General features: G+C 36.3%; 12 protein-coding genes and 2 pseudogenes. 1 reads left to right on the plus strand and 13 read right to left on the minus strand.

All coding sequences use genetic code 11. From position 1 onward, the window contains the following. Positions 1–48: 48 nt before the first annotated feature. From ACKTT9_RS19230 to ACKTT9_RS19285, 12 genes and pseudogenes are all read right to left on the minus strand, one after another. Entirely contained in the window at positions 49–1,311 is a 1,263-nt protein-coding gene (locus tag ACKTT9_RS19230) for a hypothetical protein (protein ID WP_407872874.1), read from the minus strand. A 507-nt stretch (positions 1,312–1,818) separates the two neighbouring features. Further along, positions 1,819–2,889, minus strand: a complete 1,071-nt coding sequence (locus tag ACKTT9_RS19235) for a hypothetical protein (RefSeq protein WP_407872875.1) — start codon at positions 2,887–2,889, stop codon at positions 1,819–1,821. Positions 2,890–3,100: 211 nt separating this feature from the next. Beyond that, positions 3,101–3,310: pseudogene (locus ACKTT9_RS19240) on the minus strand (hypothetical protein); the annotation flags it as partial. Next, a pseudogene (locus ACKTT9_RS19245) lies at positions 3,244–3,536 on the minus strand (restriction endonuclease). The pseudogenes ACKTT9_RS19240 and ACKTT9_RS19245, both read right to left, overlap by 67 nt. 605 nt (positions 3,537–4,141) lie before the next feature. Continuing rightward, positions 4,142–6,115, minus strand: a complete 1,974-nt coding sequence (locus tag ACKTT9_RS19250; protein WP_407872876.1) for a helix-turn-helix domain-containing protein — start codon at positions 6,113–6,115, stop codon at positions 4,142–4,144. Then, on the minus strand, positions 6,112–6,762 hold the full coding sequence (locus ACKTT9_RS19255; protein WP_407872877.1) for a hypothetical protein: 651 nt from the start codon (positions 6,760–6,762) through the stop codon (positions 6,112–6,114). Before ACKTT9_RS19255 ends, ACKTT9_RS19250 begins: the two co-directional genes overlap by 4 nt. A gap of 1,220 nt (positions 6,763–7,982) precedes the next feature. After that, complete coding sequence (locus ACKTT9_RS19260; RefSeq protein ID WP_407872878.1) at positions 7,983–8,483, minus strand: DUF1572 family protein; 501 nt, start codon at positions 8,481–8,483, stop codon at positions 7,983–7,985. A gap of 178 nt (positions 8,484–8,661) precedes the next feature. Beyond that, on the minus strand, positions 8,662–9,444 hold the full coding sequence (locus tag ACKTT9_RS19265; RefSeq protein WP_407872879.1) for a dienelactone hydrolase family protein: 783 nt from the start codon (positions 9,442–9,444) through the stop codon (positions 8,662–8,664). Positions 9,445–9,618: 174 nt separating this feature from the next. Further along, a complete protein-coding gene (locus ACKTT9_RS19270; protein ID WP_407872880.1) occupies positions 9,619–10,530 on the minus strand; it encodes a GNAT family N-acetyltransferase in 912 nt (303 codons plus the stop codon). 354 nt (positions 10,531–10,884) lie between these two features. After that, a complete protein-coding gene (locus tag ACKTT9_RS19275) occupies positions 10,885–11,214 on the minus strand; it encodes a hypothetical protein (RefSeq protein WP_407872881.1) in 330 nt (109 codons plus the stop codon). A 142-nt stretch (positions 11,215–11,356) separates the two neighbouring features. After that, positions 11,357–11,842, minus strand: coding sequence for a hypothetical protein (locus ACKTT9_RS19280; RefSeq protein WP_407872882.1), 486 nt, complete (start codon positions 11,840–11,842; stop codon positions 11,357–11,359). Positions 11,843–12,140: 298 nt separating this feature from the next. Further along, entirely contained in the window at positions 12,141–12,701 is a 561-nt protein-coding gene (locus ACKTT9_RS19285) for a hypothetical protein (RefSeq protein ID WP_407872883.1), read from the minus strand. A gap of 654 nt (positions 12,702–13,355) precedes the next feature. Here ACKTT9_RS19285 and ACKTT9_RS19290 point away from each other — a divergent pair. Beyond that, positions 13,356–14,573, plus strand: coding sequence for an IS110 family transposase (locus tag ACKTT9_RS19290; RefSeq protein ID WP_407872884.1), 1,218 nt, complete (start codon positions 13,356–13,358; stop codon positions 14,571–14,573). 138 nt (positions 14,574–14,711) lie between these two features. On the opposite strand, the gene ACKTT9_RS19295 is transcribed toward ACKTT9_RS19290, so the two are convergent. After that, positions 14,712–15,071, minus strand: a complete 360-nt coding sequence (locus ACKTT9_RS19295) for a hypothetical protein (protein ID WP_407872885.1) — start codon at positions 15,069–15,071, stop codon at positions 14,712–14,714. Positions 15,072–15,076: the final 5 nt, after the last annotated feature.

The following is a 15,076-nucleotide window of genomic DNA, read 5'->3' on the forward strand; positions in this document are numbered from 1 at the left end:
ATAAAACCGTCTGCCTTACTTAGGAGAGCATTTTTTATTAATTCCACTTCATAATTTAAATGCTTTTAATAATTCTTTCTCTTTACCAGTCAGAAAATATTCCTTCATTCCATTGTTCCATATTCTCACAATAAAAGCTGAATAGTGTTGTAAATATTCCTCTTCTGCTACACTTTTTAGATACTCATAAATAGATGGATCATTTGCTTGAGCTTTTTTATGATCGCTATATTTTAATATTAGACTCATCATGTTACCAGCAATCCATTCTTCATACGGCTCAGGCCTTATTGTGTGCTCTAAATATGATACCTTAAACAATTTATAACCGTATTTACTGACAATTACATCTTGAATCATACAAAGTTCTTTATTATCCAAGAGAACAATATCTTTAATTTGGTAAAAATCTCCGGTTATTTGTAAAATGAGGTTCTCTTCATTAGTAGGTAGAGATAATAAACTGTTAAATTCATCTTTAAACCCATCTGGGATAGCACCTATTAAATTCTGTACTCTATTAATAACACAGAGAATTGTTATCCAAATTTTCCCCATATTCTGTATAATGTCATTTTCATTCGGAAAACTTTTATCTCTATTCGTATCAAAATGAATTGATTCGCTTAAATGAGTGTAATTCCTATATGATAATCCAAAAATAAGTTTTTCTCTTGCAGTTGTTTGCGACATAGCTCTAATTAATTTTTGTCTTAATGTTTCTACATTTTTATTCACTTTCGGTGTTTTTGATATGCTCTTTTTATCTTTCAGATACCAACATTTTGATAACTCAATGAATGGTTCACAATCAGCAATGCTTTTAACCCAAATTTTTTTTTGAAATTCAAGATTGTTGGATGGTTTACCGAAAAACTCTGTCCAATCATCATTTTGATTCATCATTGTTTTTAATTCGTTTATTAGTAAGTAGTGTTTATAATATTGCTCGTTATTTGTTTCGCCAAATAGGATGAGGTCTACTAAAGCTTCAAGTAGTTTTCGTCCCCACAGTTGTTGTTCTTCAAATACTGCTTGAATAATGCTCCGCGTTGGAAACGAACTTGAATCGCTAATTTTTTCTCCTGAGACAAAATCTATCCATCGAAACATTGCTGTTCCTATTTTTGAAACTTCATCTAAAGCTCCAAACAAAAAGAAACCCTTTGGATTAGACATAATTAAAAGATGGTTTGATTTTGATGAAAATTGTTGTTGTGACAAATTAAAATAAGTAGAATATTCATCTAATACACTAATTGCACATTGAGCCCAGTATTTCCATTGATCAAAACTCTTTGAATCCTTCATTATTCGCCTCCACCTGCCTCATCACCTAATTTTTGTTTTAGAAAATGAGACATCTAAGTTTGAAATAATCTAATCTAACTCACTTGAACTCCAAGCGAACGAAGTGGTCGGTCGCCCTCTAACAAGCACTATAAATTATATTTTCTCATTTAAATTTGGTCACGAACATGGTGAAAGTATAGCAATTAAATAAATTTTTAATTTAATAAGAATGTGGTTAGTAAAAGGAATATAATCCAAAAATATACTACAAAGATCTATCCAGAATTTTGAGCGTAAATAAGACACCCTAGGACTCTAGGGTGCCCTATTTATTGCTTTGTAGTTTGTCTTTATTAGTAGGAAGGTTAAAGTCATAATTAATAAGTAGCTGTGTCGTCTTACCTATGTATTTGATCGATGCCAGTAGTATTCACTACATCTTACAGCCTGGCATGTTGCTCGGCACGTTTTAGAAAAAGCACTTACTTTTGACGTGTGATTTTATTAACAGATCTCGCCAAATCATTAAGTAATTTTATATAACACTTGATTAATTTTATCAGTTATTAGAGTTACCAAATTATTTGTAGATACAAAAGCCTTAATTGCTTCATCTTCTGATACGTTAGTACGACCATTATGAACAATTTCATTTCTTAATGTGTATGCTTTTAAATGCCAATGATTATATTCTTTAACGCTTAGAATAGAATTGGTGTCTACAAATGTTTTAAGATACTTTTTTAGTAAATCCTCAATTAATTTACCTTCTTGAATAGCCAGTTTAAAGTGCTTAGTATCTCTTCCAGTTTGTAATTTGTCGATATTTAATTTTTCACATGAAGAAACTAATAAGCCCTGCATAAAAATTTCAAAAGCGGTGCCTATTTTTACTACAGCTATTTCATATTTGTTTCTTATTACACCTTGTTCTATAGCATCTAGCATAAGTTCTTGATAAAGGGAAATAGCTGTACCTTCGTGGATAAATTCTTTAAATAATTTAAGGTTATCTTCAAATTGTCCAATCTTGTCTCGCTTTTTTTTCTTATGGTTAAAATTTATATGATACGGTATAAATTTGTAATCAATGTATCCATCCCCTTTTTCAGCACTCTCTGAAAACCAAACTTCAATTGCAGGGGAATCACTGGCTTGCGGTAATGGCATTTCATTCTCTTGGAAGATTAACCTATAAGCATTTATAGTATAGTTTATTATTTCAGAAGCATCTCTTTCTAACTGATCTAAATTTTTTTCCAAAAAATGTTTACTCGGAATTGTGAAGCTTACTTCAATGACGGAATAATTAGTAGGTTCAATTATGCCAGCACTAAAATGATGTTGGTCACTATAAAATTTGATATACTTCTGCACGATATCTTCAGTTGTCAGTTTTATTCTCGCAGTAACTAGGTTTTCCTGTATTTTTGTGATCCATGAGTAATCTTCACCTCTATATGACGAAATATTAGCACCCTTGATTGATTTTAATTTAATCAAGCTTTCATGGTCTTTATAATTCACCTTATATTCTGTATCCTCTGGAAGTGACAGAGCAATATTAAACAAAAACCTAAACATACACCTCGCCATCTTCAATCCTCCTTAAACAAATAATTACATAATTAGTGTCATCTACCTTTATCATTATATTATTTTTTGAGAATTATTTCCTTTATTAATATGCTTAAATTACTACATATTCAAAGTACAGTTAATCAATAAGTCTTATTTTTAGGCTTCGCCTACACCGCGGTCATATTCCTGCACTTCTGAAAGGAGTTACAACCATAAAATTCGCCTTTTAACTGTCTCTCAAAACCATCTTACTTCCGCACTTAGAACAAGTCTTATCTACCGTTGGAATGGCTTGTTTTACTTCCCTTGCTAAAGGAGTTTCACCAGTATCTAGCTTAAGAATTATCTCAATTAACTGCTCGCGGTTAATTAAGCGGATATTGTTCGATTTAACAAGCGAATAAGCTTCATCGGTATACTCTCGATTTGAAATGACAAGCCTTCTTCGGAAGTTCCGTAATGTCCAATCGAAACCTGTACCTCTTGAGCTGCTTTAAGACCGACATTTTTGCTATGTCGCTTCGCTTGGATGACAATCTTCTCTCCATTTTTGACGCTGACTAGGTCAGTACCATAAGCGCCAGCAGCCTTGTCACTTGAACCGAATAGCCATGAGCTTTAATTAAATGGCCAAAATAGTGCTCAAACTGCCTCCAATCCATTTCATCAATGTCATTAATACCCGTTTTTTTAATTTTTCTTCGTAGAGCATCTTCCGATATATAATAATCCCAACAAATAAACCTAACACACAGCCAGCTGCGACCCACCGGCAACAAGTGATTTCGTCAGATTGAAGCCCCCAATAAAGGTCCGGTAATCCCCATCATGAATGCTCAAAAGTATATAATTGGGTCTTGTCGGCAATCGGACTAAATTCTTGGCCTAGATCGGCAATCGGAACATATTCTTGACATCGAGAAATGACAAGAATATGTTCCGATAAAATAAAAAAGCCGCCATTTTGGCGGATATTAATCGGACTATATTCTTGTCACTCGACATTTATTATTGTCCAGCGACATTAAAATACTCCCCTTATTGACATTAAAATGGTTCCATCTCCAAGGCATGCTTTAGATATCTCACAGCATATGTCTTACCTAATCTGGGCCTTCCATAAACCATACCGCCAGTCGTACATTTTTGAGATCTCATCGGTACCTAAAGTGTATCTTCTTTCTTCAATTGGGTGACTTCCCAAAGGTATAAAAGGTCGTTCGAATTCATCAACAAGAGTTTCCATAATTTCACTCCCCTACAACTATTAATGAAATATGGTTCGTAAAACTTTTTTCGGTTTTACTTCTTCTAAATTTCTACGAGGATTAAGTTCTTTATTTGAAAAGTTAATTGGATCACTATTTTGTGTTACAGATTCATTCTCTTTTGTCTCATTTGCTAACTGATCTAATTTCCGATTTAATTGAGCCAATCTATTACGTGCAGATCTATTTGTTTTTGCTTTATTTTTAAGATGTTCGTGAAATATAAGCATGGGGTCATCATACTGGGTAAAGAAAATTTCTCTTTTACTTTTAAGATTAAGTATTGCTTTTCGATCTCTTAATGAATGTGGTGTTATTCCCCAGTGTCCTGCAGCAGTCAGATATCCCAAATTACTTCCATCTTTCAAGAAAACTCGAATTGCACGAAGATCTTCCACATTAACAACTAAGGTTAGCTCTGATCCAATCAATTCAGGGGATCTTGATAGGACTTCACTTCGATAATCAACACCATAAAAGTGAATCAATGGTCGTTTGCCTTGTTTTACACTACCTTGAACAGTACGAGTCGTTTGAAAAGTTAGAAATGATGCTTCTCTTCTTTTATCAGGGTCCATAACTCGCGGTTCCATGCCTCTAGCTATTCTTTGTTTCATCAAATCAATTGGAGCAAAATTATTTATTCCACCATGAGGTATTCCATTATAGTCTGAGATAATAACTTCCGTGATTTCTTCTAATTCTTCGATTGTAATATTGAATTTTTTCGCCTGCTTTTCAGGATCTTTTCTTATTGGGTCAGATGGATTACTCCCAGTCGTACTAACCATTTTGTGATAACCGCGATCTTCAAGGGTTCTAAAAAGTCTTTCAATAATTCCCCTCTTCTCGGGAAAACCAACAGGGCCTGGATTCACTCTACATTCAACAATATGGTGCATCCTGTCTTTTACCATTTTTGCAAGGTTTGCCTTTCCATTGTCAAAACTTAATTCTTCCCATAAGCCCCATTCTGCTTCTGGAATTTTGGAGGAAGGAAAGCCTCCGCTTTCTAAGTATTTAAGGCCTGAAATGGTTAAAATTTTCTTTTTATGAGGGATGATTGCATCCTTGACACATAACAGTACATCATCCGAATTGTATTCTTTGTTAATACTAATGTGTTTTCCTAAAATCGTACGAGTAGCTTCATCCACGATAATTAATAACCATAGACGATCTAATATTTCGGTAATAGTATCGCCCTCAGGTGTTGTATAAGAAATAGTAAAAATTGCATCAATTCGGTGACCGTCAAATTGTACTCTTTGATATGGTCTAATAATCATAGGTTGTTGATAATCTTCTTCGTCGGGCAACAATTTAGCACGTCTAGATGCTTCTTTTCCATATTTTTTAGCAGCTTCACCAAAATGCTCTTTTTGAAGTTTTTCTAAATATCTATATAGCGATCTTTTTGCATTGTCCTTGGTATTAAAAGGGTAATCGTGAATGCCAATTCCTTCCTTTGTGCATAAACCAATAAAATATCGATGAACTAAGTTTCCTTGAATAATGGGGATTTCATCAATCTTAATTCTGCGTTTTAGAAAAGCTTTATCTATATTTTCTTTGATACCAGGGTAGGTATCTAATAATTTTGAAAATGCACCGTTAAGACCTGTAGTTTTAGCATCTGACGATTGCTCAACTTTGCTTGACGCCTTTCGGTTGTAATCTGCGATGCGCTTTTTAGGTATCAACCCACGAAATCCCCAAATAAGTCCTGTTTTCTCGTCAGTTTCAAAACATCTTCGAATAAATCTTCTTAATTCTTTAGGACTAATCTGTGTTGCTTCTAATATTTCAGTATTCTTGATTCCTCGTAAATACATAATTACTGCTTTTTCTCTTCTTTCAAACAACTGAAAATCGTCTTCAGTAAGTAATGTTTTATTGACACTTGGCCAGAATTCTGGGTCCAAATTTTTTTCATCAACTTTTAATTTTTCAAGCAATCGTTTGCTATTCATTTTGGATATACCTCCGTAGCTCGACCTAGTGGGATTCTGTCAATATTGCTTTCAATAATACCGTCAACAATAAAGTTATAAGTTAATCTCCTTACTTTTGCTTTATGAAATTGGACTAGTTCATTTTCTATTTGATATAAATTCGTACATCCACTTTTGATTTTATGTGTAATTGCATTCATTATTTCTTCATCTGCTTTATTTGTTTGCGACATATATGATAGAAGCAACTTTTTATTCTCGAGTAATATCTGATTTTTTCTAATCTCGTTCTCTCGATTTACTGTGTATAAAATACTGTGGTCTTCACACCATAATCTTTGAGAATTGACTTTTTCAATAGCACTAATTCTATGGCGCTTGTGATCAATATCAATTTCATATGAGTAATTAACAGCAACAAACTCTTCTTTGCCATCTTTCCATTTAATCCACATATCAAAGACAGATTTTATTGGTTTTCCATTCAAAGAGTAAATGATTTCTTTAGGCTTCTCGCAGAATGTTAAAACCAAGGGATCCGTTTCGATCAAAACCCAATTGTCATACTCTAAGTCACCTTTTAAGCGAACTTCTCTTTGAATCTTTTTGCTAAATACATGCCATCTATTACTTCCAAGGTTTTCATTCATTACAGGAGTATACATTTTCCCTCTCCTTATCAATAAAATATACAACTTATTTACATGAATATTCCGATTATTCAAAATTTCGATTAATTTCTTAAATATCCTCTCTCGAATAAACACTAGTTTTGTCGTACTTTGCATTAAATCAAAAAAATTTAATAGGGCTATTTTTATGTCATCCTTTTTCTTCTTAGAAAAAAAGTTCCGCCGCGGTTAAAAGTACTATTTTAATGTCAAAAACGGAGAAAGGGAGTAGTTTAATGTCATTTAATCGTGACATTAAACTACTCCCTTAATGTTGAGAAACCCTTGATATATCTGGGAATTCAATGACCCCATTTTAGTGTCGCTATACAATTATGGTGGTCATTACACCTCTATTTGACACAGTTGCCAACCCTCAATAGTTCTACATGAGTTCTACATGCTAAGACGTGGATGACGTATTATCTCACTTCGAGAAATATTTACTGGACTTCCAAAGAAAATAATAAACGCTTTGATCAAACAGAACATTCTCCCCCTTCAATCGGTTCACCACGGTAGTTGTATTTAACAATTCTAACTTCAGCACCTAATTTATTACTTAACAATTTAGCCCTCACAGCATCAAATATTTTTTGAAATATAAATATCACTCCCACGATTGGTTCTCATACATATTTGCTGAACAAGCTTGCTTTACAAAAGAATGAAACCATCAACTGAATATTCAACTGAATATTCAACAGTTAACCCCGCAATCCTGCCCGTTAGTTTAATCATTTGGAAAATACCCCCTTGGCCTTCCGTCGGGAATGAGATAAAGTTCTTGTCAAAATCGGGAATGGGATAAAGTTCTTGTCATTTGGTTTTGACAAGAACTTTATCCCATAAAACAAAAAAGCCGCGATTTTCGCGGCACTTAATGAGATAATGTTCTTGTCACCCGACATCGGATGACAAGAACTTGATGTCATAAATGACAAACTAAATATGTTTCATTTGAGCGGGATTACGATATATCTCCAAATCCTCAAAAAATTCATTCGAATTTTGCATCTTTCATATGTCCTTTCTGGAAATTCTACATCTCGTTCAGGCAATCGGCAATCTTTCTCCTTTAGCGAAATTAACTCAATCTTTAGTACAACGAAAAAGCAGCCGATCTTTTGGGCCGGCTGCAGCACTGTTCGTATTACACTAACATTCTCGTTAGCGTAATGATCGATCTTCGAAAAATGATCATTTAAGGCATATTACCACTCTAAATGCCCCTTCCTCATTTTGGCGATGTAAGTAATTTGTGCTGTGTGACCCGGCAAATGTCTAAATTGATGCAGAAGTATTTGGAGGGCAGTAGCTTGGTTATCAACTCCGCTATTCGTCAGTGGAGATAAGCTCAAATAAGGTTGTTCAAGTAAAAGTTCAGGTTTCGCTCTTATTTTTTCCAGAACCATAATGATGCGGTCAAAAGATTTCGAAATCAGCTCCAAAGCTTGAGCTTTTGACAGCTGGAGACCACGATCAAATTCCTTTTCTCTGTCTCTTGTGTCTGGAACATTAAAGAATGCAGTTTCAATTCGTTGATGTACTGTTCCCCAAATGTGTGCCACTAAATTGGCAATGCTGTTACTATCAGGGGTGGGTGTCCATAAAATATCTTCGTCTGACAGTTGTTCAATTACTTTCAATGTCGATATCTTTTCGGATATGTATTTCTTTAAGAGAAACTCTATAAGAACCGATGTGCTATCCACTAAACTCATACCCTCCAATCGATCAGTAAACGAAGCTGGTTGTCATGACCGGCTGCCGCGATGTCTTATTGAACTATAGTTCTCCGTTAGCGCAACGAGGCTGCCGATCATCATTTTTGGCAACCTACTAGTGGATTTATGGAGCCTTCGTACCCGATAGCTCAGAATTTATGAAAATTTATACCTTTTGGGAGCCGGAATTTGCGGTGTGCCGGACGAACCAGTCTAGTGCGCCGTTCAACATGCTATCGGTAAATTGATGAGCGGCATCGAATTCGGTAATCTCGAAACGTTCTGGGCATGCCGCATAATGGTACAACACCGCCGCCCTAAATCTATGCGCTCCGTCGGGAGGCACATGACCATCTTTCGCCCCGTTCAGGAAGCGAATCGCGGGAGCATGTTCATATTTGCTCGTATTCGAGAGTGGATTGCAGCAGTGATAACAATTCCAGGCGTACGTATCCGGATGGCTCTCTTCTTCATCCGTACCCGGACGTAACCAATCCGGCGTTGAGATGCAGGCAGCGACCGCGGTGATCCGATTGTCCAGCCCTGCTGCTACCAAGGCGATGTCGCCGCCCATCGAGATGCCCCCGGCCATCACGCTGCCGGTCAGCCCAAATCGTTCTACCGCCCAGTCGATCACTCGCGGATATTCCTCCGCCGTCATTGCTATCATCGGCCAGAAATAACGGCGCTTGTTACTTCTTAGTTTACCGATAAACAGCTCACGGCTCTCCCTCATCCGCTCTCCGTGTTCGTAAGGATCGTACGATAAAGCTATGAAGCCAGCGTCAGCGAACATCCGCAGATGCGTGCGTAGTCCGTCCTTGCCGCCGGTCAGCCCCGGAAGCCAGATGACTAGGTGCCCGTTTCGCTCTCCATCCGGCTCCTCCCATATGATCGGGATATGATCCACTATTTCATGATTGAGCTTATTGGTTTCTGTTGCACCCATCGACTACCTTCCTCCCAATTACGATCATATAGTGCGCTTACGGCCTTCTCCTCATTATATAAAGGGAATCCATGGAAATCACTATTTTTGGTTCTTGTGCCCATAAACTGAACAAGCTTCCTTGATGTAGGCGCCTGGTATCGTTGTGCTAGCGTTCTTCGTTAGTTTAGCAACTTAAAGTTCTCTCTCATAACGTACTTCTTCTGAGACATCTTTAAAGCCAACAGAGTTATATAAGGACAGAGCAGATTTATTTGCTGTTTCTACTTGCAGTTCGACAAACGTACTACCATTTTCCTTGAGATATGAAAGCGCCTGAGACAGCAAATGTTTTGCTATACCTTGTTTTCGCCACGACTCTCTGACAAGTACATCTTCAATGATTCCATCTCCATCTTCATCCCTCCAAGCCATAACACTTCCTATTAAGGTGGCATCCTCCCTAACAACAAAAGCAGTCCACGCAGAATTCATCTGATTATCCATTAACCTTTTGTGCCCAATTGGGGCCTCAGGCCAAATCTCCATGTCGACTTTTAAGTATTCATTTACGCTGTCCTCCGAAGCCATTTCCCATTGCATGCATTGATAAGGAGCAGCAAGAACTGGGTGTTCAATCGTCTCGGATAAATTGCTACGCATCGTATACAAACTTTTCTTATACACGAAACCTTTTGTTATGAAATAGTTGTTGTTTTGCTCTTCAGTGGATTGGTTGCCTATGCCAATCATCGTTTGGTAGGCATTCGGTAAAGTTTTTTTCAACTCATATGCTCTATTTAACAAACGCTCATATAGGAGATCATAGAGGTGGTAGTCAGCTTCTCTTTCCGGAAGCGTTTTTAAATTGAAATAAATATAGTGCTTATGTTCTTTTGGGCTTCCTAGTGGTATAGTGCAAACAATACTAACTTGCCCCTTAGCTATAATTTGCTCTTCCTCAACCGCTATGAATACATTCGACCAATTATCTTCTTCTCCAACCCACCAAAAAACCACGTTGTCTCTAGACGTAACAGCCTGGTATAACCCGCCCGTTTTCTGTAAATCATTTTTTGTGAATTTACGGATTTCGATTTCGCTCATTTCACTAATCACCCTTTTTCATTACTTGCGAAAAGAATCAATATTAGTAATTTTATCATTTAATTTGATATAACGGTTAGTAGTAAACAGTTATATTGATTTAGGAGTTAACGCACGATTATGGCCCATAAAGTAAAACATAAAAATTCTGCTGCCACCACACTCTACTGCCCTTTAGTTGAATGGCAAAAAAGAGACCCACAGCAACGGGCTGAGGGTCTAAAGTTTATATTTAAAAGGGGGTCGAGCTTTATTATAGGCTTAATTCATTAATATCACATGAATGTAAGATTTCAATTATGTTACATTCTTTTAATTCTCGTTCTTTCGTTAGCTGAAGAGGATATTAATAAACTACCCATCAACTTTTGCAGACTTGAACAATTCTTTATTAGGATTATCACTACAACATCTAAACATTTCTAACTGAGGCGGGTTCCTATAAAAAAATACATTTCCACATTCATTACATTGATATACTGACTTAGATAAATTAACTGCTAATGATCTAATTCTCATTAGTGCTCTTTCTTTGTCTTCTGGAGTTGAGCCTGCTTTTTCAATGGCATCATCAATTTCATCTAGAAAATTAAACCAATCTTGATTTGAAATTACGTGTGCCTTATACGGCAAGTAATCGGTCTGGTCATATATTGGATGACCACACTCACACAAGAATTTCATCCTAAAACCATCCATTCTTTTTGTTGATTAAATTCATTCTATTTTCGATATTTTATTGCATTATCCTTCACATGGTTGAGAAAACGGCAGCCTTTCACAGCTGCCGTTTCTTTGTGATTGTTGAGCTATAGTCTCCGTTAGCTCAACGAGGTGAAAACAAATTTGCACCTTTTATTATCAAATACCGATAGTGTTCGGGAATATCCCCAAGAAAATTGTTATATTTACCTTTCCAACCATTCGGAATAAAAAACTCATATGATGCAGGCTCAGGAAAATACGAGGTTAATTTCTTGGCATCAAAATCCACGTAAAGAGAAGGCAACAAATCAGAAATATGGTTGAATGTTCCTTCCTCCAATAAATTCTGCAATTCATCTTTTGTAACTTCTAATTCACGAATATTATTGAGAAAGATTCCTGCATTATCCTCATTCACAATTGCAATATCAAATCTATCAGAGAAGTCTTCAGGATTATGGATTGTTAATCCTCTTTCAAGATAAGAAGCAATAAGCTTTCGTAAATCTAAAAACCATAGTTCCTTATCCGTAACAAACCATTTAAATGATGACTTGTATTTTACAAGTACTATGATGTTTTCAGCATATTTTGGCATTTGTTTCATTCATACGTCCCCCTAAACATCCATAAACACATCATTGAAATTATATCAGAAATGGCAGTAAGTTGTGTTAAACTGTCCGTTAGTTTAGTAAGTTACAGGCCAGTCTACTGCTTGTCGGCAATCGGATCAAGTTCTTGACAACCGACAATATTTTTATAAAAAGGTATCATACTCCATATATTCTTTCTTTTCCGTAATTTAAAAATAAGATTATTGTTTCAACAAAACAACAACCGCCTTTTTAAAGGGATATTTTCTATTCTATTAGCACAGAACTTAGTACATAACCTTAATCCATCTAATCAGTAATTTTTTTAAGCTCAAAAATAGTTGCCTCTGATAACATGATAAGCCTGTTGTTATTAACAACAAAAAAAGTTAGAGGTATGTTAACTTTTGTAGAAGGGTCACTTATATTTATTACTTTTACTACATCATTTATATTTAAGTCTGGGATAACTATTTTATATAATCTATAAAAAAAGTCGGAGTTATCGCATGCAGCTGTAATCTTATTCAATGGATTTTTTAGTTCATATTGATAAATATTATAGTTTTTAAGTCCTTTTGATGAAAAAAAGTCTTTTTTGATTATAATTTCATCTCCAATAAATTTTTGCCCTGTTGGATATTCAGAAGCATCATTATATGAATTTGCAAATCCTAAAAGCTTCTCAACTTTCCAAGTTCCATAGAAATATTTTTCAGTTTCACTATCCAAATTTATAATTTCTTGATTACAATATTCGGAAAGATTAGGCTTACTAGAAGTATTTTGATTTGATGTCATTTCAACATTTTCACAAGCCGATGCTAGCATCAACATTATCATAATACAAACCAATAATATTTTTTTCATATTTCACACCCTTTTTTACTTTTTTGATTGTGTCACAATCTCTTTAGACATCATATGGCTATTTACTGCGTATAATTTTTTGCGGTGATAGTAGGATTCAATATGCCAAAACACTGCCGTCCTGTTTTGTATCGTTCATGAAATGTTTAACTTGCTACGTGAATCAGAACGACTACACTTCTCTCCTATTTATGGATTTAAGACAAGATACCAGTAGGACCTCACTAGCGACCTTCGCTTCAAAAGAGTATTAATCATCAATGATAAAACAACAGCATTACAACACTTATGACAAAATGTGTATTTAGGCCATAAGCCACCATCCTTTGATAAGGAGACGCTTAGTAGCTTGTATTTGTTTCGAAGCAATTTGTGTTATACGCAATGCTGCCCGTTAGCCATACATTCAGCGCAAGCGCCGCACCACAGATGATGAAAATGGAGTACAGAATCCGTCAATACTGCTACTAAGGCTGGGAGAGGAAGGTCGATGAGCTATGGTGCCTTTGAGCCCAACCGTTAGTCTGACTCCAACGATCACGGTGCATCACAGATTGTCGCTCCCTTTCGGGAAGCACTCATGGGAGATTAATCCTACTCTGGTTGTTGCACCAGCCTCTTATCCGAATTAGCCGTAGAGAGGATGTTTTTTAAGTGGAAGTCGTCATTGAGCGTGCATGCGGTATGGATATTCACAAGGATAATATTACAGCATGTATTCTAACGTCTAAAGGAAAGGAGATTCAAACGTTTTCTACGAAAACGCTGCATCTATTACAACTTATCGACTGGATTAAACAGCATGAATGTTCTCACGTTGCAATGGAAAGTACAGGCGTATTTTGGAAGCCCATCGTCAACCTGCTTGAAGCTGAAGGAATTGAATTTTTAGTGGTTAATGCCCAACATATGAAGGCATTACCTGGACGTAAAACAGACGTTAAGGATTCGGAATGGATAGCCAAGCTTCTCCGCCATGGACTTCTCAAAGCAAGCTTCATTCCAAATCGAAATCAACGCGAACTTCGAGAACTTGTTCGGTATCGCCGCAGCATCATTGAAGAGAGATCCAGACAACACAATCGCATTCAGAAGGTACTAGAAGGAGCAAACATTAAGCTTGGCTCCGTTGTTTCTGATATTATGGGTGTCTCCTCTCGCGATATGTTGCGTGCTATTGCAGAGGGCGAAGATGATCCCGAAAAACTAGCGAATTTTGCTAGGCGCACCTTGAAACAAAAAAAGAACGAACTCGAACTTGCTCTTCAAGGATATGTAAACCCTCACCAGCGTCTGATGATCAAAACCATTTTAACTCACATTGATTTCTTAAATGAACAAGTTGAAGTGCTCGATCAGGAAGTTGCAACGCGTATAGCATCTTTTCATGAAGATGTTGAACGCTTAGATTCAATTCCTGGTATAGCTACTCGAATGGCAGAACAAATCTTGGCTGAGATCGGAACGGATATAGACAAACAGTTTCCCAGTGCAGCGCATTTATGCTCTTGGGCCGGATTGGTACCAGGACATAGTGAAAGTGCAGGAAAAAAGAAATCTGCCAAAACTACAAACGGTAACAAGTATTTAAAATCTGCTTTGGTAGAAGCGGCCCATTGCGTTGCTGCATCAAAGAATTTTCTCGGAGCAATGTATAGACGCACAGCTGCACGAAAAGGTAAAAAACGAGCTGCAATAAATGTGGCCCATGCAATGTTACGGATTGCATTTTATCTCCTAACACGTAAAGAAATGTATGTAGATCTAGGTGAAGACTACTTTGATAAACATAAGCAACAATCTATTGTGAAGTATGCCGTTCGTAGACTAGAGAACTTAGGTTACTCCGTAACAATTGCTGTTAATTCCTAGTTCTATTTTTATTCCCCCGCCTTCAGACGCTTTCAAAAAAACGGATGAACTGCGTCTTATTTAGTGCGCCCTTTTTCAGGTACTCCGGATTTAATTTTCATGGGAGCTTAGCGACGACATCGCAACAAAAGCCTTTATTTAAGCACGAAACAATATATCCATATCCCCATCTACGAACCCAATCCCGATTGCAGATGCACTTTTGAGGATGTTTGCATACTCTCCTTCTTTAAGATAACGTTCCACTAACAACGTAATGTAGTTTAGACCTTGATCCCAATGTTGAATACTTTCTGTTCTTTTTATATAGCAAATATCTTCTTCCGAAGTAAAATAGTCAGTACAAGCCCAATTTGAATCATCCTCATCGAATTCATCTGAACCAATTAATTGTATATCGTATGTATCATCTGAACCTTCATAAAGGTTAAAATTGAATGCTTTTATATCTTTGGGGATATCTTGCTCTAAAATCTGATTTAACCAATTTGAAAACAACTAAT

This window comes from Paenibacillus sp. P36 (assembly GCF_045866505.1).
Classification (GTDB): Bacteria; Bacillota; Bacilli; order Paenibacillales; family NBRC-103111; genus Paenibacillus_E; species Paenibacillus_E chondroitinus.

Bases quoted from the DNA above. Each gene is read 5' to 3' on its own strand.
- ACKTT9_RS19230 (WP_407872874.1), bottom strand. From the start codon at position 1,311: ATGAAGGATTCAAAGAGTTTTGATCAATGGAAATACTGGGCTCAATGT.
- ACKTT9_RS19235 (WP_407872875.1), bottom strand. From the start codon at position 2,889: ATGGCGAGGTGTATGTTTAGGTTTTTGTTTAATATTGCTCTGTCACTT.
- ACKTT9_RS19250 (WP_407872876.1), bottom strand. From the start codon at position 6,115: ATGAATAGCAAACGATTGCTTGAAAAATTAAAAGTTGATGAAAAAAAT.
- ACKTT9_RS19255 (WP_407872877.1), bottom strand. From the start codon at position 6,762: ATGTATACTCCTGTAATGAATGAAAACCTTGGAAGTAATAGATGGCAT.
- ACKTT9_RS19265 (WP_407872879.1), bottom strand. From the start codon at position 9,444: ATGGGTGCAACAGAAACCAATAAGCTCAATCATGAAATAGTGGATCAT.
- ACKTT9_RS19270 (WP_407872880.1), bottom strand. From the start codon at position 10,530: ATGAGCGAAATCGAAATCCGTAAATTCACAAAAAATGATTTACAGAAA.
- ACKTT9_RS19275 (WP_407872881.1), bottom strand. From the start codon at position 11,214: ATGAAATTCTTGTGTGAGTGTGGTCATCCAATATATGACCAGACCGAT.
- ACKTT9_RS19280 (WP_407872882.1), bottom strand. From the start codon at position 11,842: ATGAAACAAATGCCAAAATATGCTGAAAACATCATAGTACTTGTAAAA.
- ACKTT9_RS19285 (WP_407872883.1), bottom strand. From the start codon at position 12,701: ATGAAAAAAATATTATTGGTTTGTATTATGATAATGTTGATGCTAGCA.